Origin of the sequence: Cupriavidus sp. D384 (assembly GCF_001652915.1) — a bacterium.
Classification (GTDB): Bacteria; Pseudomonadota; Gammaproteobacteria; order Burkholderiales; family Burkholderiaceae; genus Cupriavidus.
This window is the reverse complement of record NZ_BBQI01000098.1, coordinates 1-18,423: the sequence shown is the minus strand read 5'-3', so window position 1 is coordinate 18,423 and position 18,423 is coordinate 1. Positions and strand designations below refer to the sequence as shown.

The following is an 18,423-nucleotide window of genomic DNA, read 5'->3' as shown; positions in this document are numbered from 1 at the left end:
GTAAATTTTCCGGAAGTGTTCAGCGTTCGCCCTTGCGGTACGGCTTCATCAGCGCCTGGGGATAGGCCGCGCGGCGCGCCACCAGCACCAGCGCCAGGATCGACAGAATATAAGGCAGCATCAGGTAGATCTGGTACGGCAGCGGCGGCAGGCCCGGCAGGCTGGCCCCACCCTGCTGCAGCCGCAGTTGCAGCGCGTCGAAGGCCGCAAACAGCAAGGCGCCCAGCAACGCCCGGCCCGGCCGCCACGACGCGAACACCACCAGCGCCACGCAGATCCAGCCCCGGCCATTGATCATGTTGAAGAAGAAGGCGTTGAACGCCGACAGCGTGAGGAACGCACCGCCCACGGCCATCAGCGCCGATCCGGCCATGATCGCGCCGATGCGCACCGCGCCCACGCGGATGCCTTGCCCCTCGGCCGCGGCGGGGTTCTCGCCCACCATGCGCAGCGCCAGCCCCAGCGGCGTGCGATATAACAGCCACGCCAGCAGCGGCGCCATCAGCAGCGCCAGCAGCGTCAGCGCCGTCTCCGCCGCCATGACCGGACCGATCAGCGGCACGCCGGCCCACCACGCCATCGGCGCAAACGGCGTGATCGTTGGCGGTGTCGAAACCTGGGCAAAGCCCAGCCGGTAGGCGTAGTACGACACGCTGGTCGCCAGCATCGTCACGCCCAGCCCCGCCACGTGCTGCGACAGTGCCATTGACACGGTCAGCCACCCATGCAGCAGCCCGAACAGCAGCCCCACCCCGGCGGCGGCTGCCACGCCGCCCCACAGCGGCGCGCCGTGGTACACGGCCAGCCAGCCCGAGAACGCGCCAGCCACCATGATGCCTTCGATGCCCAGGTTCAACACGCCGGCGCGTTCGCACAGCAGCACACCGAGCGTGCCGAAGATCAGCGGGGTGGCCACGCGCAGCACGGCAATCCAGAACGGCGCGCCGGACACGATATCGAACAGTTCCATCAGGCCACCTTCCCGGTCCGGTCAAAACGAATGCGATAGCGCGTGAGCATCGTCGCCACCAGCATGGCGAGGAGTGCCACCGCCACGATCACATCGGCAATCGTGTTGGGCACACCAACCGCCCGGCTCATGCCGTCCGCCCCCACCAGGATGCCGGCCACGAATATGGCCGATGCCACCACGCCCACCGGATGCAAGCCCGCCAGCATGGCGATCACCACCCCCGTGTAGCCGTAGCCGGGGGACATGTCGAGCGTCAGGTAGCCGGTGCGGCCGGCCACCTCCACCACCCCGGCCAGGCCTGCAAGCGCCCCGGACAGCGCCGCCGCAAGCAGCGTCACGCGCGTGACCGACATGCCGGCGAACGCCGCCGCACGGGCGTTGGCCCCCACTGCGCGCATCTGCAGCCCGAAGACCGTGAAGCGGTTGACCGCCCAGACCAGCACGGCCAGCCCCACGGCGGCCAGCAGGCCGCTATGCACGCGTGATCGCTCCATCAGCCGGGCCAGTTCCAGTTCCGGCACCAGCGCCACCGACTGCGGCCAGCCCATCGCCAGCGGATCCTTCATCGGGCCATCGAGCATCAGCGACACACCCAGCAGGACGATGAAATTGAGCAGCAGCGTGGTCACCACCTCGTCTACGCCCAGCCTGAGCTTGAGCACGGCAGGCAGCAGCAGCAGCAACGCCCCGGCCAGCATGCCGGCCGCCACCATCAGGCCGAACAGCACGCCATCGGGCAGCGATGCCGCCCAGGGCGCCGCCGCACCGTCCACCTGCCCGCCCACGGCCACGGCCGCCAGCGCGCCAAGATAGAGCTGGCCCTCGGCGCCGATATTGAACAGCCGGGTGCGGAACGCCACGGCGACGGCCAAGCCGGTCAGGATCAATGGCGTGGCGCGCGTCAGCGTCTCTGACCACGCAAAGCGCGACCCGAATCCGCCTTCCAGCAACAGCAGGTAGGCCTTGCCGACGGGCGCGCCGGCCAGCGCCACCAGCAGTGCGCAGATCAGCAGCGTAACGACGATCGCGCCAATCGGCGCCATCACCAGCGCGCTACGCGATACGGAGGTTCGGGCTTCAAGCCGCATGGGCCACCTCCGCGTGCGCCGGCGCGCCACCGGCACCGGCCATCGCCAGGCCAAGCGTGGCAAGCGTCCATGCCGGCGTGGCGCGCGCCGCGCTGAGTCGCCCTGCGTGCATGACGGCGATGCGGTCGGACAGCGCCATCAGTTCGTCGAGGTCTTCGGAAATCAGCAGCACGGCCGCCCCCTGCGCCGCGGCATCGAGCAGCAGTCCGCGCACGTACGCGACGGCGCCGATATCGAGCCCCCACGTAGGCTGGCTGGCGACCACCAGTGCTGGCGCCTGCGCGCCACGCACCGAGAAGGCCCGACCCAGGATCAGCTTCTGCATATTGCCGCCGGAGAGCGTGCGCGTCGGCACGTCGATACCGCCGCCGCGCACATCGAACCGGCCTGCCAGCTCACTGGCAAAGCGCCGCGACGCGGCACCACGGATCACCCCGCTCCGCACGAACGCGCGGTTGCCAAGCTGCTCGATGATGATGTTTTCCCAGACGGCGAGATCGCCTACGGCGCCTTCGGCATGCCGGTCTTCCGGAATGCGCGCCACACCAGCCCCGATCCAGCGCCGGGGCGATGCTGGCAATGCCGCGCCGCACACCGTGATGCGGCCGCTCGAGGCAGCCGTCACCCCGCTCATCAGCTCGGCCAGTGACACCTGCCCATTGCCCGATACCCCCGCGATACCGACGATTTCGCCGGCACGCAGGTCGAGCGTCACGTCATGCAGGCCCTGACGGCCCGCTGCCGGGGCGACGCTGACGCGGTCGAGCGACGCCACGACATCTCCCTCGGCCAATCTGGCCGCGCGCGTGGGCATCTCCACACGACGCCCCACCATCAGTTCGGCCAGTTCGGCCTTGCCGGTGGCATCGGCACGACGCTCCGCCACCAGCCGGCCACCGCGCAGCACGGCCACGCGATGCGAGACACGCAGCACCTCGTCGAGCTTGTGGCTGATGAAAATGACGGACAACCCTTCGGCAATCAGCTGTCCCAGCGTGGCAAACAGGCTGTCGGCCTCCTGCGGCGTCAACACTGCCGTGGGTTCGTCCAGGATCAGCACCCGCGCGCCGCGATAGAGCGCCTTGATGATTTCCACGCGCTGGCGTTCGCCCACGGAAAGCGATCCCACGCGCGCCTGCGATTGCACCGCCAGCCCAAAGCGCAGCGCCAGATCGTCGATGCGTGCCCGCGCGGCGCCACGCTGCTGGCGCCAGCGCCAGAGCGGCTCGGTGCCGATCAGGATATTGTCGAGCACCGACAGGTTGTCGGCCAGCGTGAAATGCTGGTGGACCATGCCCACCCCCGCCGCCAGCGCCGCACGCGGATTGCCGGGCGGCAGCGTCATGCCATCCACCTCGACGCTGCCCGCGTCGGCAATGTAGTGGCCGAACAGGATATTGACCAGCGTGCTCTTGCCGGCGCCGTTTTCGCCGAGCAGGGCCAGGACTTCGCCGCGATGCAGGTCGAGCGAGATATCGTCGTTGGCCAGCAGCGGGCCAAACCGTTTGGTGATGTGCGAGAGCCGGAGCACCGGCGGTTCCTGGGGCATCGATTATCAGAAATCAGAACGAATGAAACGAAGCGGCCCCGTCCATCCGAACGGGGCCATGCGCAGCACGCGCCGGAGAGCCTGCCGGTGGCTCAGGGCGTCGACCTGGGCTCGGTCTCCACCACCTTGACGGTGAACTTGCCATCGAGGATCGCCTTCTCCTTCGCCTTCACCTTGGTCATCACGTCGGCCGGCACCTTGCCCTCGAAGGTGCCCAGCGGTGCCAGTTCCGCGCCCTTGAATTTCATCAGCGAATACTGGCCGTAGTCCTCGTTCCTGAACTGGCCGCCCTTGACCTTCGCCAGTGCGGCCGCGATCGTCGGCTCCATGTTCCAGAGCGCGGACGCCACCACCGTGGCGGGGTACTGCGGCTGGGTGTTGATCACGTTGCCGATGGCGAGCTTGCCGCGTTCCTTGGCGGCGTCCGACACGCCAAAGCGCTCGGCGTAGAGCACGTCGGCGCCCTTGTCGATCATTGCGAACGCGGCTTCCTTGGCCTTGGGCGGGTCGAACCACGAGCCGATAAAGCTCACCGTGAACTTCACCTTCGGATTCACCTCGCGGGCACCTTCCATGAAGGCGTGCATCAGCCGGTTGACCTCTGGGATCGCGTAGCCGCCCACCATGCCGATATGGTTGGTCTTGGTCATGCCGCCCGCGATCATGCCGGTCAGGTACGACGGCTCCTGGATGTAGTTATCGAACACCGAGAAGTTCGGCGCCTGCGGCTTGCCCGACGACCCCATCAGGAAGGCCGTCTTCGGATAGTCCTTGGCGACCTTGCGGGCCGCGCCTTCCACAGCGAACGACTCGCCGACGATCAGCCCCGAGCCCTGTTCGGCGTACTGGCGCATCACGCGTTCGTAGTCGGCGTTCGACACGCTTTCCGAGAACACATAGTCGATCTCGCCGCGCGCCTTGGCCTCGTTGAGCGCCTTGTGGATGCGCGACACCCATTGCTGCTCCACCGGCACCGTGTAGACCGCGGCCACCTTGACCTTCGATTGCGCCTGCGCGCCCGGCGACAGGCCCATGGCGGCCAGCGCGGTGGCCGCCGCGGCAGCTTTCAGCCAGGTACGACGATCGCTTCCCTTGTGCATGAATTCACTCCCCTTTTTTACGTTGTGTGCGCCCGTGACGCGTGGTTGATGTCTGGGATGGATGGATGCGCCGGCTCAGGCGCGCGTTGGGTCTGGCTCGGAAACCGGGTCGGGCTCGGGCTCCTGCAGCCCGCAGCCCCGCAGCAGCAGCGCCACCAGGTGCTCGGTGGCATGCTCGAAGTCGTCGGCGTCAAGCTGGCTTACGCCGAGCACGGCGCACACCTGCGCCTCGAAGTCCGCATAGGTCTGGGTGGCGGCCCAGATCGTGAAGAACAGGTGGTACGGATCCACGGGCGCCATCCGGCCGCCCTCGATCCACGTCCGGATCACCATCGCCTTGCGTGCCACCAGTTCGCGCAGGGCCTGGCGAAGCACGTTGCCGATCTCGGGCGCACCATGCAGCAGTTCGTTGGCGAATACGCGCGACGCGTCGGGATGGCTGGCCGACAGGCGCATCTTGGCGCGGATGTACTGCTCCAGCGCCAGCCGGGGCGAATGCTCGGCGCTGATGATGTCGGTCTCGGACAGCCACAACGTCAGCGTATGGGCCAGCACCGCGCGATACAGCGCCTGCTTGGTCCGGAAGTAGTAATGCAGGTTCGACTTCGGCACCCCGGCGCGGGCGGCAATATCCGCCATCGTGGCCCCTGCAAAGCCTGCTCGCGCGAACACATACTCGGCGGCGCGCACGATGAGCGCTTCGTTCTCCTGCCGGATGCGCCCCCCCGGCGGCCCGGGCCGGGCTTCGATGCCGCGTGGCGGCAATGGCGTGCGCGCCAGGGCGTCCATCATTTGGTGCCGTACAGCCGGTCGCCGGCATCGCCAAGGCCGGGCACGATGTAGCCATGCTCGTTCAGCTGCTCGTCGATGGCGGCGGTGACGATGGCCACGTCCGGGTGCGCGGCCTGCAGCGCCCGCAGCCCTGGGCGCGACGCGATCAGGCAGACATACTTCATGGTGGTCACGCCGGCCTCCTTCAGCCGGTTGATGGCGGCAACGGCCGAGTTGCCGGTCGCCAGCATCGGATCCACCACGATCACGAAGCGCTCCTGGATATCCTCGGGCATCTTGAAGTAGTACTCGATCGGCTCCAGCGTCTCGGGGTCGCGGTACAGGCCGATGTGGCCCACGCGCGCCGCCGGCAGCAGATCGAGCATGCCGTCCAGGAATCCGTTGCCGGCCCGCAGGATCGACACCAGGCAAAGCTTCTTGCCGGACAGCACCGGCGACTGCATCGGCGCAATCGGCGTCTTGATGGCGATGGTCTCCATTGCCAGGTCGCGCGTGGCTTCGTAGGTCAGCAACTGGCTGATCTCGCGCACCAGGCGGCGGAAGTTGTCGGTGGTGGTTTCCTCGCTGCGCACCAGCGTGACCTTGTGCTGCACCAGCGGGTGGTTGACCACCATTACCGCGGGCGCCGCCGTGCCTTCCGTTTCGGCAAAGGCCTGCACGGCCGTGGGTACGTCCGACATGTCGTTCATGCTGCGCTCCTTGGTCATCCGAATTTCGCCTGGCCGGGCGCAGCGGGCCCCGGGGCCCGCCACGCTCTGGCTGCCTGTCTGTCAGGAACTGCCGTGCAATGCCGCGTTGCTGCTAGAACACCGTGCCGTCGCTCTGGATCGCGAACGGCGGCGGCCCGCCCGGCGGCCGGCGCTGTGCCGCGATACGGCGGCCAGCCGCCCACGTGCCGCCTTCCAGCACGCGCGCCAGCGGAAAGTCTTCTTCCTTGAGCCCCAACGCCTGACGCACCGCATCGGCCACCAGGTCGAGCCCCGTGACGGTCAGCGCGCGCCACTCGACGATCTCGGGCTCGTCCACCGTATGGGTCCGTTCGGCGAATTCGCGGTCGCGCGGCACGGTCAGCTCGAAGTCGTAGAGCAGGCCGCCGTTCCGGTATTCAGGCAGCCCGGTCAGCGCGTCGAGCCCCACGACCACCAGGCCGCCATCCTCCAGCGGTTCCAGCAGCGAATAGGTCAGCCACTGCGTGAGCTTGTGGAACGGCACCAGCCCGCCGGGCGCCGCCGGATGCCGCCAGCAGTCGCCCAGCGAGACGCCTTCCATCTGCACCCGCCCCGGCCAGACCGGGCCCAGCGCCACCAGCAAGGTGCGCAGCACGAAACCGGCCTCGATGCGGTTGTCCGTGGCGTGGGCAACCAGGTAATCGAACAGGTTGCCCAGCCGCGCCGGAGTGCCGAAGACCGCCGGCGTGGCCTGCATGACCTCGCCAAGCCGGCGCAACAGGCCGGCGCGCCCCTCCAGGCCCACCAGCGGGTTGTGCTGGGCCACCTGGAAGGCCGTGGCGATGGTCGAGGCATCGATACGCGCCAGCCGCTCGGCATCGGCGCGCAGCGGATCGCCCGATTCGGCCGAGAAGCCGCCCCGGGCAAACAGGTCGAAACTCGCCACGCCGAGCCCTTCGGAGCGCGTCAGCATCATGTCGCTGGCCGGATCGCGATAGCGCCAGTCGGGGCCTGCACCGGCGTCCAGCAGCACGCTCGGAATCACCACGTCGATGCCGATGCGCGCGCGCTCCGCGCAATGATCGGCGCCGGACATGCCCGCGCGCTCGCACAGGATCTGCCACCGGTTGATCGACTCATTCCCCGGCCCGCCGCTTTCGAAATGGCGCCAGCGGCTGTGATAAGGCACCTGGAGATCCGGGTAGCGGCGCCGGATGGTGGCCGCCACGTAATCCGCAATGGCGTGAATCCGATCCGGATGCCACGTAAACAGTTCAGACTCGCCGGATGCGACGAATTCGGTCACGACCGCGCAATGCGTGCGCACCGCCTCGCCGCTCAGCAGTGCGGAAGCGGGATGATCGGGCGGCACCGGGCTATGCCAGCCGCTGCCCGTGCCGGGTTCGTGTCCAGTCGTACCTCCTGCGGGATGCTCGTTCATTCGTTCAACCCCCTGCCCTTTGCCAGGGCGAGTTCGTTGGCATCAGGCGGCGTGTAGCTGGTGAAGTAACCCGCCGCCACCTTCGCATCGATTTCCACGCGCGCATCCGCCGGGATCAGCGCCTCGGGGATGGGCACCTGCTCCACCACCTCGATGCCCTGCGCCGTCAGCGCGCCATGCTTCATGTTGCTCATCGAGGCCCAGCGATCGATCCGCCGGATCCCCAGCCAGTGGAAGACATCTGGCATCAGCTCCTGGAAGCGCATGTCCTGCACCCCGGCCACGCATTCGGTGCGCGCGAAATACGTTTCGGCCCGGTCGCCGCCCACCTGGCGCTTGCGTGCGTTATAGACCAGGAATTTGGTCACCTCGCCCAGCGCGCGCCCTTCCTTCCGGTTATAGACCACCAGGCCAACACCGCCCTGCTGCGCCATCTCGATACAGACCTCGATGCCATGCGCCAGGTAGGGCCGGCAGGTGCAGATATCGGATCCGAACACGTCGGAGCCGTTGCATTCGTCGTGCAAGCGGCAGGCCACCCTGGTCTCGGGCTTGCCCAGCTTGCTGATATCGCCAAAGAAATAAAGCGTCATGCCGCCAATGGGCGGCAGGAAGACCTTCAGGTCTGGCCGTGTGACCAGTTCCGGGAACATGCCGCCGGTCTGCTCGAACAGGCTGCGCCGCAGGATGCTTTCCTTGATATTGAACCGGCGGGCGATGCCGGGCAGGTACCAGACCGGGTCGATGGCGGCCTTGGTGACGCGCACATCGCCATTGGCATACAGGATGTCGCCGTCCGGCGCCAGGCGGCCCGCCGCGATGGCCGCCACCAGTTCCGGCATATTGATATGGGCGCGTGTGATGGCGATGGTCGGCCGGATATCGAAGCCGGCTGCAATGCGGTCGGCAAAGACCGTCGATACCAGATGGCCCCAGGGGTCGAGCGACACGATCTTGTCGGGGTCGCCCCACTGCGCATGCGGGCCGATCGGTTCGGCCGGCGCCGTGTCGGTCAGGTCGGGCCGATGCGCCCGCTGGAGGCTGCCCGAGGCCACGGCCAGCGCGCGATAGATCGCGTAGGCCCCGGCATGCGTGCCGATCACGTTGCGCTGCGCCGGGTCGGTCAGGCTGGCGATCACAGGCCCCCGCTCGGCCGCGGTAGGCGCGCCCCAGTGAATCGGCTCCGCCGGCTTGTCGCGGCGTGCGTGCGAGGTCAGGACGATATGGTCGGACATGGTCGCCTCCCCGGTATGAAACCGGAACACGAATCCTGACCAGATGGTCAGGTTTACATGTTCATAGTAGGCAACGTTCGTGCCAACGCCCAAGTGGGGTTGTTACGGTTGGTGTCATCCCGTACGCACCGTCGGCGTGCCGGGTGGCACCGTCCGCATGGCGCCTGCGGTACATCGCGGTGCAGCGCGCACCGGATTCCGGCGCCGGCCCGGACGCCGGCCCGATAACGCGGGCACCAACAAAAACGGCACGTTCGATCGAACGTGCCGTTTCGGCGATGCAGGGGCGAGAGGCTCAGCCTTCCGCGCGATGTCCCAGGCGCTCGCGCCCGCGCTGGGGCAGATCGGCGGTCAGCCATGCCACCATGGCCCGCACAGGGTTGGCGGCCTCCACATAGCGATGGAACAGCGCCCCGGCCGCATTGCTTGCGACCCAGGCCAGGCCCATGCCCAGCGCGTTCAGCACCGGCCGGCCCGGAACGAAATGGGTAACCACGGCATTGACCACCAGGCAAACCGGAAAATGCACCAGGAACACCGAATAGGAAATCCGCCCGAAGTACGCGGTCAGGCGTCCGGCTGGCCAGCTCTCCAGCCAGCCGCCGCGACGCGAGACGGCCAGCAGCAGCGCCGTTGCCAGCGCCACCGCAATGCGCAGCCGGAAGTCCACCGCCAGCGCGGCCAGGCCGACGGCGGCCAGCGCCATCAGCGGCATGACCGAGCGGCCCGGATTCGATGCCCAGTAGGCCAGCGATCCCATGCCATAGGCACCAAAGAAATAGATGGCCCAGATATCCCACGACGCATCGCGGTTGAACCAGAACAGCGAGGCCATTGCCAGCGCACCCACCAGCGGCACGCCGAGCGGCAGCGCGTCGCGGACCACAGCCCGGGCGAACCACAGCGCCAGCACCATCAGCGCGAACAGTTGGAGGTCGATGGCGATATACCAGACACCGGCGGACAGCGCGTCCACATCGAGAACGTTGTGCAGCAGCAGGATATGGGCCACGAACTGCACCAGATGCGGCGCTGCCGGAATGGAATCGTGCTGCATCCAGGTGCGCGCAATGGCGGCACCGGCAATCGCCACCACGATGGCGGCGGCAAACGGCACCACCAGCTTCTGGTAGCGGCGCCAGATTGTCAGCACCGGGCTGGCGACTGTCAGGCGCCCGCCGGGGGCCAGGCTGCGCGCGGCCAGGAAGCCGCTGATGACCAGGAAGACCTGCACGGCGATGCGCGCGTAGTCGGCCAGCCAGCCGATCAAGCCAGGCGCCAGCGACTGGGCGGCATCGGACATCGGCCCGTAGAACGCCAGGTGGTGCAATACGATCAGCTGCGAGCTGACCGCCTTCAGCGCGTCTACACACGCCAGACGGGAAGGACGGGGGCTCATTTGTTCTTCGTGGGGGTGCAAAGTGGGCCGAATTGTACTCGCATCGGTGCATTCAGCCTTGGGACGACCGGTAACCGCTGCCGTAACGGTTGTAAATCCGTGTACGACGTGGCGAAAAGGCAACTTTCATTGCACTACTCTCGGGCATTAGCTAATAAGAAACAAATTCTTCGTGCGCCATGGCCGGGGGTATACCCTTGCGTCTTTCCGTGCCTTGCCCCGAACATGTCCCTGACTGTTGCCTTCTCCTCGTTCCGCCGCCTGACGGCGGTTGTTGCCCTGGCCGCCGCCATCGTGCCGGCCGTCCATGCGCAAAGCCCCAGCCCCGTCCTGGACAAGATCCGTGACACCGGCACCATCACGCTCGGCTATCGCGAGTCCGCCCTGCCGTTCTCGTTTGCCGACGACAAGGGCCAGCCGGCCGGCTATGCGGTGGATCTGTGCCTGCGCGTGGCCGAAGCGGCCAAGCAGAAGCTGGGACTGAAAGACCTGAAGGTGCGCTGGCTGCCGCTGACGCCGCAGAACCGCGTTCCGGCCATGGTCAACGGCCTGGCCGATCTGGACTGCGCACCCAACACCAATACGCTCGAGCGCCAGAAGCAGGTGGCATTCAGTGTGTCGCACTATGTTTCCACGGTGCGCATGCTGGTGCGGGCCGACTCCGGTATCAAGTCGTTCAACGATCTGCGCGGCAAGACCGTGGTGACCAGCGCTGGCTCCACGGGTGACCGCCACGTGCGCCGGCTGAAGAGCGAGTATGGCTTCCGCGACGTCTACGCCAAGGACCATGGCGAATCGTTCCTGCTGCTGGAAACTGGCCGCGCCCAGGCATTCGTGATGGACGACGTGCTGCTGGCCGGCCTGCGCGCCAAGTCGAAGGATCCGTCCCAGTATGTGATTGTCGGCCCGGCCCTGTCGGTGGAACAGAACGCGCTGATGATGTCCAAGGCCGATCCGGAATGGAAGCAACTGGTCGACCAGACGCTGGCGAAAACCTTTGCCAGCCCCGAGGCAACCGCCCTGCAGAAGCGCTGGTTCCAGCAGCCGATTGGCACCCGTGGCACCAACCTGGCGCTGGCGCCGTCGACGGAAGTGCTGCACGCCTGGAAGCACCCCTCCGACGTTGTGACGGAGTAAGCATTTTTTGGGGCACTCCCCCGGAAAAGCCCTGAGTTGACGCCCTTTACGGCCTTGTCCACACTGGCCTGAGCCTGGTTCTACCGCCCGGTAGGACCAGCAACAACGCGACCGCCACCGTGAAACGCCACCGGGCGGCAACTCAGAGGAGATTTCCATGAAGCAATTGATCGCCACCGCCGTCGCGCTAGGTCTGGCCACTGCATCCGTGGCTGCCATCGCACAGGACAAGAAGTCGTTCGACCCGTATTCGCAGGGCGCCAAGGCTGGCGAGAAGTTCGATACCTACAGCCAGGGCGCCAAGTCCGGCGACAAGTTCGACCCGTATTCGCAAGGCGCGAACAAGAGCACCCGCGCCGACCTGACCGATCAGTCGACGGCCGCCCCCAAGCAGTCGAAGTCGAAGAAGGCCCCGACGAAAAAGCCGGCACAGGGCAATTGAGCGTCTGGGGAGTTCTGGACACAAAAAAGGAGCCCTCGGGCTCCTTTTTGATTTTGTGCGCCAATATTCACTAACGTGATTCAAGGCGCGCCAGCCGCGCATGCGTGCCGGTCAACGCCGGGCCGGGTCTACTGCCCCTCCTCCGGCAGCATCTCCAGCGCCGTCACGTCCACGCGCTGCACCTCGTTGTTCTGCCGGATTTCCGTGCGTAGCACGAATGCTTCCATCGGGCAGTACCAGTCGGTGACGTGCAGCACGCTCGGTTCCAGTTGCAGCAGTTCGTCGCCCACCATTAGCGGGCCGAGCGAGGTGCGTTTTTCATAGGTAATGGGCATGCATTCCTTGCGGCCCATGACCGTGTTGATCATCTGCTTGCGGCCTACATGGCGGGAGCCGACGATGATCGACGCATGCAGCGCCTGCATCGTGCCAACCACTTCGTCCTTGCCCAGCGGGTAGATCTTCAGCGATACGCTGGACTGGAAGGTCTCGCCTTCCAGGGTGGCGCCTTCCTTGATTTCCACGCCCGCGTAGTTGAACACGCCGCTGCCGTTGAACGATGCCTCGCCGAACATCCGCGCATAGCGCGCGCGCGCATTGATCACGGCGTTGCGGCTGTCGATACGGGTACGCGCCGTGGCGACGTTGCGGTCGATATTGATCTCGTGGACCTGATCCATGACGACGGGCGGCCCCATCAGCGCCGACAGCGCAGACTTGGAGCGGACTTCCAGCTGGGCGCTGCAGCCTCGGGCGGTACGCATGACATCGCGCAAAGTCATGGTGATGGACATCGGCATGGAGCCATCGCCCTCCAGCTGCACGCGCGATCCCGAGCGGAACCACGGTGCGTCGCACAGCGCCGCGCCGTTCGGCATCGGGGGCGACATGCCCGACACTGGCGCGGCATCGGGGGCCGATGCCTGCGCAAATGCCGTACTCATCACACCCATCAGCAACCACAGTAGCGCCGGTTTCATGGCGATCGTCCGTATCCAATGGCCGGCGGCGGCAGGGTCAGTTTCTGCCAGGAATGTGCCGGAATGGCGCCAGTATTACGCGAAATCGGCGCGGCGGAAATGGGCGGTGGTGGCCGGAAGCCCACGCCCGGCGCCCGGCGCACGCCAAAACGGCGAGGCGGGAAATGCGCTCGTGCTACCATTGCGCGCCCGTAGCGGTCGCCATGCCCGAAAGCTGGCCTCCGGACACGCGCCATTTTCAGACCGTACACGCAGCCGCCTCGCCCGCGCGTGTCCACCATGTCGGGGCGTGCCGCGTTGTGGGGTGTTCGCCACAAGGCGGACGCAGGAACAGCCTCCGGTATCCCGGCCACTTCAGGAGAAATATGCGTAGTTCTTCGCCCACGCGCCAAGCCGGGCTGCCTGTCGGCATGGTTTTGCTCGTCGTGATCGGCGTGCTGCTGGTCTGGTTCGGCACGCTCGATGCCCGCCACCTGCTGCGTCCGGACGAAGGCCGATATGCCGAGATCTCGCGCGAGATGTTCGTCACGGGCGACTGGGTGACGATCCGCTACAACGCCCTGAAATACTTCGAAAAGCCGCCATTCCACATGTGGGTGACCACCATCGCCTACGAACTGTTTGGCGTGGGCGACTGGCAGGCGCGCCTGTGCGTGGCGCTGTCGGGCATCGTCGGCCTCGGCATGACGATGTGGGCCACGGCGCGCTGGTTCGGCTGCCGCGCCGGGCTGCTGGCCGGCCTGGTCATGCTGGCCATGCCGATGTGGAGCGTGGCGGGCCACTTCAATTCGCTGGACATGACGCTGTCCGGCGCCCTGGCCTGCGTGCTGGCCTGCATGCTGCTGGCCCAGCATCCCGATACGTCGCCCGGCGCCCGTCGCGCCTGGATGCTGGCGTGCTGGGCATTCATGGGAGTCGCCATCCTGACCAAGGGACTGGTCGGTATCGCCCTGCCCGGCCTGGTGCTCGTGGTCTATACGCTGTTGACGCGCGATGTTGGCCTGTGGCGGCGCCTGCACCTGCCAACGGGCATCCTGGCGATGCTGGTGGTCACCGTGCCCTGGTTCTGGCTGATTTCGACCAAGAACCCCGAATTTCCTCAATTTTTCTTTATCCACGAGCACTGGGACCGCTACACCTCCACGGTGCATTCGCGCAAAGGCTCGATCTGGTATTTCGTACCGCTGCTGCTGGCGGGCATGCTGCCCTGGCTGGGGCTGGTGCCGCGCATGTGGGACGTGGTGCGCGACCGTACCGGCGCCCGGCGCGGCGCAGGCGGCAAGCCGTTCCAGCCGGCCCTGCTGAGCCTGGTCTGGTTCGCGGCGATCTTCGTCTTCTTCAGCATGTCGGGGTCGAAGCTGCCAGGCTATATCGTGCCGGTGTTCCCGGCCCTGGCCATTCTGGCCGCCGTGGCACTTGACCAGATCAGCGACCGGTCGTGGAACCGCCAGATCAATGCGCTGCTGGTACTGGCCGTGGTGGGCCTGCTGGCCGCGCCCGTGGTTGCCACGCTGGAGCGGGAAACCAATCCGAATGAAGTGTTCCGCGCCTTTGCCGTCTATATTGGTGTGGCGTTTGCCGTACTGCTGGCCGGCATGCTGCTGGCACGCCGGCTGCTGCGCACCCGCGGGGTGTTTCCCAGCGTTGCCGCGTTTGCGCTGTCGATGTTCCTGACCTGCACGATCGGCCTGCTCGGCCATGAGGTGATGGGCCGCCGGGCGGCGGGCGTGGACATGCTGCCCGCCATCAAGGCCGTGCTCAAGGACGACATGCCGCTGTACGGCGTGGGGATGCTGGATCACACACTACCCTTCTATCTGGGCCGCACGCTGACCATGGTTGCCGCCCCGGACGAACTGGAGTTTGGCACCCAGCAGGAGCCGGAGAAGTGGCTGCCGACCATGGATGCGTTCGTCGCCAAGTGGAAGGACGGCCAGCCGGCGCTCGGCATCATGTCGCCGGAAACGTATGACAGCCTGGTGGCGCAGCAGGTGCCGATCTACGTCGTGGCTCGCGATGTACGGCGTGTCGTCGCCAGCAATTTCCCGCCGCCGGCCCAGGAAGCCGGAAATACCCGATGAATCTTTCGACATTTGCCTTTATCTTCACCGGCGTATTGCTCAATGCCTGTGCCCAGTTGCTGCTCAAGGCCGGCACCAATGCCGTGGGCGCGATCACCATCGAGCGCGCCACTATCCTGACCACCGCATTCCGGGTGCTGACGCAATGGCCGGTAATCGCCGGGCTGACCTGCTACGTCATCAGCGTCGGGGTCTGGATCATCGGCCTGTCGCGCGTGGATGTATCGATTGCGTATCCCATGCTGTCGCTCGGCTATGTGGTCAATGCCCTGGCCGCGTGGTGGCTGTTTGGCGAGATGATTGGCCCGCTGCGCGTGGCCGGCATCATGCTGATCCTTGCTGGTGTTTTCCTGATTGCCCGTTCCTGACCGCCCATGACCGCTTCCGCTCCGCAGGATTTCCTGCCGTTCGTACGCCCCCAGATCGATGACGCGACCATTGCCGATGTGGGCAAGGTGCTTGCGTCGGGCTGGATCACGTCCGGCCCCAAGGTGCAGGCTTTCGAGGCCGCACTGTCCGAGCTGTTCGGCGGCCGCCCCGTGCGCACGTTCTCCAATGGCTCGGCCACGATGGAAATCGCGCTGCGCATCGCCGATATCGGCCCGGGCGACGAAGTCATCACCACGCCGATCACCTGGGTGGCAACCGCCAACGTGGTACTGACGGTAGGCGCCCGGCCGGTGTTCGTCGATATCGACCCGGTCACGCGCAATATCGACCTGGACGCGGTCGAGGCCGCCATCACGCCGCGCACGCGCGCCATCATGCCGGTGTACCTGTCCGGGCTGCCGGTCGACATGGATCGCCTCTATGCCATCGCGAAGCGCCATAACCTGCGCGTGATCGAAGACGCCGCGCAGGCCATCGACTCGCGCTGGCGCGGGCAGCGCATTGGCGCGTTTGGCGACCTGGTCAGTTTCAGCTTCCAGGCCAACAAGAACATCACCACCATCGAAGGTGGCTGCCTGGTGATGAATACGCCGGAAGAGGCCCAGCGCGCCGAGCGCCTGCGCCTGCAGGGGGTAATCCGCACCGGCATGGACGGCATGGACGTCGAGGAGCCCGGCGGCAAGTTCAACCTGACCGACGTCAACGCGGCCATCGGCCTGGCGCAGCTGAAGCAGCTCGACACCATCACCGCGCGCCGCGCGGAACTGGCCGAGACCTATTTCCGTTGTGCGGCCGAGACCGGGCTGGCAGACCTGGGCATCGAACTGCCGGTGCCGCTGGACCCCACCGTGGCGACCACGAACTGGCACATGTTCCAGGTGGTGCTGCCCACCGACCGCCTGCGCGGCGGCCCGGCCGAGGCCCGCAAGCTCGTGATGGAAGCGATGCGCGAGCAAGGCGTGGGCACCGGCGTCCACTACCCGCCCGTCCACCTGTTTACCTATTTCCGCTCGCTCGGCTGGCGCGAAGGCATGCTGCCGCATGCCGAGCGCATCGGCCGTGGCATCGTCACGCTGCCGCTGTTCCCCGCGATGCAGGCCGCCGACGTCGAGCGGGTCTGTGCAACTCTCAGCGAAACATGCAAACGTCTCTCTCACTAAGTCCTGTCGAGGTCTCGGTCGTCATCCCCGTCTACAACGAGGAAGGCGGGCTGCAGGCGCTGTTCGACCGCGTGTATCCGGCACTGGACGGCATGGGCGAATCGTACGAGGTCATCTTCGTCAACGATGGCAGCGTGGACCGGTCGCCCGCAATGCTGGCCGCCCAGTACCACAAGCGCCCCGACGTGACGCGCGTCATCCTGTTCAACGGCAACTTCGGGCAGCACATGGCCATCCTGGCCGGCTTCGAGCACACGCGCGGCCGGATCGTGATCACACTGGACGCCGACCTGCAGAATCCGCCCGAGGAAATCCCGCGCCTGGTGGCCGAGATGCGCAAGGGCCACGACTACGTGGGCACCATCCGCCGCCAGCGCAACGACAGCGCCTGGCGCCGTTACGCGTCGCGCGCCATGAACCGCCTGCGCGAGAAGATCACCAAGATCAAGATGACGGACCAGGGCTGCATGCTGCGCGCCTACGACCGCAACATCATCGATACGATCAACGCGTGCCGTGAAGTCAACACCTTCATTCCGGCGCTGGCCTATACGTTCTCGTCCAATCCGGTCGAGATCGAGGTGGGCCACGAGCAGCGCCATGCGGGCGAGTCGAAATATTCGCTGTACCAGCTGATCCGCCTGAATTTCGACCTGGTGACCGGCTTCTCGATCGTACCGCTGCAGTGGTTCTCGGCTATCGGCACCATGCTGTCGATCACGTCGGCCGGCCTGTTCGTGGTGCTGCTGGTACGCCGCTTCATCTTCGGGTCGGAAGTCCAGGGTGTGTTCACGCTGTTCGCCTTCACGTTCTTCCTGATCGGCATCATGCTGTTCGGCATCGGCCTGCTGGGCGAGTACATCGGCCGGATCTACCAGGAAGTGCGCGACCGGCCCCGCTACCGCATCCAGGCGGTGCTGGAACGCGACCCGAAACAGGGCAGCAAGCCGGAGGTATCGTGCGCGCCGTAGTCTTTGCCTACCACAACGTTGGCGACCGCTGCCTGCGCGTGCTGCACGCGCAGGGCGTGGACGTGGCCCTGGTGGTGACCCACCGCGACCGCCCCGACGAGAACATCTGGTTCCAGCGCGTGGCCGACACCGCGGCCGAACTGAACCTGTCTTTCCTGTACGCCGAGGATCCGACCGATCCGGCGCTGGCCGACGCGGTACGCGCGGCAAAGCCGGACGTGATCTTCTCGTTCTATTACCGCGCCATGATCCCGGCCGACGTACTGGCGATTGCGCCGCACGGTGCGTTCAACATGCACGGTTCGCTGCTGCCCAAGTACCGTGGCCGCGTCCCGGTGAACTGGGCGGTGCTGCACGGCGAGACCGAGACCGGTGCCACGCTGCACGCGATGGAGGCCAGGCCCGACGCCGGATATATCGTCGACCAGACGGCCGTGCCGATCCTGCCCGACGACACGGGGGGCCAGGTCTTCGAGAAGGTCACCGTCGCGGCCGAGCAGACGCTCTGGCGTGCGCTGCCCGCCATGAAGGCCGGCCAGACACCCAAGCGGCCGAACCGCCTGGCGGATGGCAGCTATTTCTCCGGACGCAAGCCCGAGGACGGCCGCATTGATTTCGGCCAGCCCGCATCTGCCGTTTACAATCTGATCCGTGCCGTGGCGCCGCCCTACCCCGGCGCGTTCACTGACATTGCCGGGCGCCGCTTTATCGTGGCCCAGGCACGCCGCCTTGAAGGCGGTGCGGTGCCGGCAGGGCTGCGGCCCGGCCTGCACGTGCTGGACGGCCGTATCGTGGCCGTCTGCGGCGACGGCGGGGCGCTGCGCGTGTTGCAACTGCTGGAAGGCAGCAGTGCCGACCACGCGAGCCCGGTCTCCGCCACCGAATTCCAGAACATCATCCCTGCACAGTCTTGAAAGGAAACCGATGAAAAAGGTCCTGATTCTTGGCGTCAACGGCTTCATCGGCCACCACCTGACGCGCCGCATCCTGGAAACCACGCAGTGGGAGGTCTACGGC

Annotated in this window: 17 protein-coding genes; 7 read left to right on the top strand and 10 right to left on the bottom strand. The window is 66.5% G+C overall.

Annotated features, from left to right (window positions below; all coding sequences use genetic code 11):
• Positions 1 to 19: 19 nt before the first annotated feature.
• The 9 genes from A9J21_RS24135 to A9J21_RS24095 all read right to left on the bottom strand — a co-directional run bounded on the left by A9J21_RS24135 (position 20) and on the right by A9J21_RS24095 (position 10,245).
• Positions 20 to 973: an ABC transporter permease gene (locus tag A9J21_RS24135; RefSeq protein ID WP_066739967.1), complete on the bottom strand. Its 954-nt coding sequence runs from the start codon at positions 971 to 973 to the stop codon at positions 20 to 22.
• On the bottom strand, positions 970 to 2,061 hold the full coding sequence (locus tag A9J21_RS24130) for an ABC transporter permease (protein ID WP_066740194.1): 1,092 nt from the start codon (positions 2,059 to 2,061) through the stop codon (positions 970 to 972). The genes A9J21_RS24135 and A9J21_RS24130 overlap by 4 nt, the downstream gene beginning before the upstream one ends.
• The gene (locus A9J21_RS24125; protein WP_066739965.1) at positions 2,051 to 3,610 is read right to left on the bottom strand and encodes an ABC transporter ATP-binding protein; all 1,560 of its coding nucleotides are present in this window, start codon (positions 3,608 to 3,610) and stop codon (positions 2,051 to 2,053) included. Before A9J21_RS24125 ends, A9J21_RS24130 begins: the two co-directional genes overlap by 11 nt.
• 92 nt (positions 3,611 to 3,702) lie before the next feature.
• Entirely contained in the window at positions 3,703 to 4,710 is a 1,008-nt protein-coding gene (locus A9J21_RS24120; protein WP_066739963.1) for a BMP family protein, read from the bottom strand.
• A gap of 75 nt (positions 4,711 to 4,785) precedes the next feature.
• Positions 4,786 to 5,499, bottom strand: a complete 714-nt coding sequence (locus tag A9J21_RS24115; protein ID WP_066739955.1) for a TetR/AcrR family transcriptional regulator — start codon at positions 5,497 to 5,499, stop codon at positions 4,786 to 4,788.
• Positions 5,499 to 6,191 carry a uracil phosphoribosyltransferase gene (gene upp / locus A9J21_RS24110; protein WP_066740192.1) on the bottom strand — a complete coding sequence of 231 codons (693 nt, stop codon included), beginning with the start codon at positions 6,189 to 6,191 and terminating at the stop codon, positions 5,499 to 5,501. The genes A9J21_RS24115 and upp overlap by 1 nt, the downstream gene beginning before the upstream one ends.
• A 112-nt stretch (positions 6,192 to 6,303) precedes the next feature.
• Complete coding sequence (locus A9J21_RS24105) at positions 6,304 to 7,611, bottom strand: URC4/urg3 family protein (RefSeq protein ID WP_066739953.1); 1,308 nt, start codon at positions 7,609 to 7,611, stop codon at positions 6,304 to 6,306.
• Entirely contained in the window at positions 7,608 to 8,846 is a 1,239-nt protein-coding gene (locus A9J21_RS24100) for a GTP cyclohydrolase II (protein WP_066740187.1), read from the bottom strand. The genes A9J21_RS24105 and A9J21_RS24100 overlap by 4 nt, the downstream gene beginning before the upstream one ends.
• 295 nt (positions 8,847 to 9,141) lie before the next feature.
• Complete coding sequence (locus A9J21_RS24095; RefSeq protein ID WP_066739951.1) at positions 9,142 to 10,245, bottom strand: acyltransferase; 1,104 nt, start codon at positions 10,243 to 10,245, stop codon at positions 9,142 to 9,144.
• A 225-nt stretch (positions 10,246 to 10,470) separates the two neighbouring features.
• Between A9J21_RS24095 and A9J21_RS24090 the strand changes: the two genes are divergently transcribed.
• Entirely contained in the window at positions 10,471 to 11,382 is a 912-nt protein-coding gene (locus A9J21_RS24090; RefSeq protein ID WP_066739948.1) for an amino acid ABC transporter substrate-binding protein, read from the top strand.
• A 157-nt stretch (positions 11,383 to 11,539) separates the two neighbouring features.
• Positions 11,540 to 11,824, top strand: a complete 285-nt coding sequence (locus A9J21_RS24085) for an amino acid ABC transporter permease (RefSeq protein ID WP_066739945.1) — start codon at positions 11,540 to 11,542, stop codon at positions 11,822 to 11,824.
• 128 nt (positions 11,825 to 11,952) lie between these two features.
• Here the strand turns inward: A9J21_RS24085 and A9J21_RS24080 are convergent, their stop codons facing one another.
• Positions 11,953 to 12,804, bottom strand: coding sequence for a hypothetical protein (locus tag A9J21_RS24080; RefSeq protein WP_066739942.1), 852 nt, complete (start codon positions 12,802 to 12,804; stop codon positions 11,953 to 11,955).
• 365 nt (positions 12,805 to 13,169) lie between these two features.
• Here A9J21_RS24080 and A9J21_RS24075 point away from each other — a divergent pair, with 365 nt between their 5' ends.
• The 5 genes from A9J21_RS24075 to A9J21_RS24055 are packed head-to-tail and all read left to right on the top strand — an operon-like array spanning position 13,170 to position 18,320.
• Positions 13,170 to 14,885: a glycosyltransferase family 39 protein gene (locus tag A9J21_RS24075; RefSeq protein ID WP_066739939.1), complete on the top strand. Its 1,716-nt coding sequence runs from the start codon at positions 13,170 to 13,172 to the stop codon at positions 14,883 to 14,885.
• Positions 14,882 to 15,253, top strand: coding sequence for a multidrug efflux SMR transporter (locus A9J21_RS24070; RefSeq protein ID WP_066739936.1), 372 nt, complete (start codon positions 14,882 to 14,884; stop codon positions 15,251 to 15,253). Before A9J21_RS24075 ends, A9J21_RS24070 begins: the two co-directional genes overlap by 4 nt.
• Positions 15,254 to 15,259: 6 nt before the next feature.
• Positions 15,260 to 16,435 carry a DegT/DnrJ/EryC1/StrS aminotransferase family protein gene (locus A9J21_RS24065; protein WP_066739933.1) on the top strand — a complete coding sequence of 392 codons (1,176 nt, stop codon included), beginning with the start codon at positions 15,260 to 15,262 and terminating at the stop codon, positions 16,433 to 16,435.
• On the top strand, positions 16,414 to 17,406 hold the full coding sequence (locus tag A9J21_RS24060) for a glycosyltransferase (RefSeq protein ID WP_066739931.1): 993 nt from the start codon (positions 16,414 to 16,416) through the stop codon (positions 17,404 to 17,406). Before A9J21_RS24065 ends, A9J21_RS24060 begins: the two co-directional genes overlap by 22 nt.
• The gene (locus tag A9J21_RS24055) at positions 17,394 to 18,320 is read left to right on the top strand and encodes a formyltransferase (protein WP_066739928.1); all 927 of its coding nucleotides are present in this window, start codon (positions 17,394 to 17,396) and stop codon (positions 18,318 to 18,320) included. The genes A9J21_RS24060 and A9J21_RS24055 overlap by 13 nt, the downstream gene beginning before the upstream one ends.
• Positions 18,321 to 18,423: the final 103 nt, after the last annotated feature.

Excerpts from the sequence above, each read along its gene's own strand:
- A9J21_RS24070 (WP_066739936.1), top strand. The coding sequence starts at position 14,882 with ATGAATCTTTCGACATTTGCCTTTATCTTCACCGGCGTATTGCTCAAT.
- A9J21_RS24125 (WP_066739965.1), bottom strand. The coding sequence starts at position 3,610 with ATGCCCCAGGAACCGCCGGTGCTCCGGCTCTCGCACATCACCAAACGG.
- A9J21_RS24060 (WP_066739931.1), top strand. The coding sequence starts at position 16,414 with ATGCAAACGTCTCTCTCACTAAGTCCTGTCGAGGTCTCGGTCGTCATC.
- A9J21_RS24100 (WP_066740187.1), bottom strand. The coding sequence starts at position 8,846 with ATGTCCGACCATATCGTCCTGACCTCGCACGCACGCCGCGACAAGCCG.
- A9J21_RS24105 (WP_066739953.1), bottom strand. The coding sequence starts at position 7,611 with ATGAACGAGCATCCCGCAGGAGGTACGACTGGACACGAACCCGGCACG.
- A9J21_RS24130 (WP_066740194.1), bottom strand. The coding sequence starts at position 2,061 with ATGCGGCTTGAAGCCCGAACCTCCGTATCGCGTAGCGCGCTGGTGATG.
- A9J21_RS24095 (WP_066739951.1), bottom strand. The coding sequence starts at position 10,245 with ATGAGCCCCCGTCCTTCCCGTCTGGCGTGTGTAGACGCGCTGAAGGCG.
- A9J21_RS24065 (WP_066739933.1), top strand. The coding sequence starts at position 15,260 with ATGACCGCTTCCGCTCCGCAGGATTTCCTGCCGTTCGTACGCCCCCAG.
- A9J21_RS24085 (WP_066739945.1), top strand. The coding sequence starts at position 11,540 with ATGAAGCAATTGATCGCCACCGCCGTCGCGCTAGGTCTGGCCACTGCA.
- A9J21_RS24090 (WP_066739948.1), top strand. The coding sequence starts at position 10,471 with ATGTCCCTGACTGTTGCCTTCTCCTCGTTCCGCCGCCTGACGGCGGTT.
- A9J21_RS24115 (WP_066739955.1), bottom strand. The coding sequence starts at position 5,499 with ATGGACGCCCTGGCGCGCACGCCATTGCCGCCACGCGGCATCGAAGCC.
- upp (WP_066740192.1), bottom strand. The coding sequence starts at position 6,191 with ATGAACGACATGTCGGACGTACCCACGGCCGTGCAGGCCTTTGCCGAA.
- A9J21_RS24120 (WP_066739963.1), bottom strand. The coding sequence starts at position 4,710 with ATGCACAAGGGAAGCGATCGTCGTACCTGGCTGAAAGCTGCCGCGGCG.
- A9J21_RS24075 (WP_066739939.1), top strand. The coding sequence starts at position 13,170 with ATGCGTAGTTCTTCGCCCACGCGCCAAGCCGGGCTGCCTGTCGGCATG.
- A9J21_RS24080 (WP_066739942.1), bottom strand. The coding sequence starts at position 12,804 with ATGAAACCGGCGCTACTGTGGTTGCTGATGGGTGTGATGAGTACGGCA.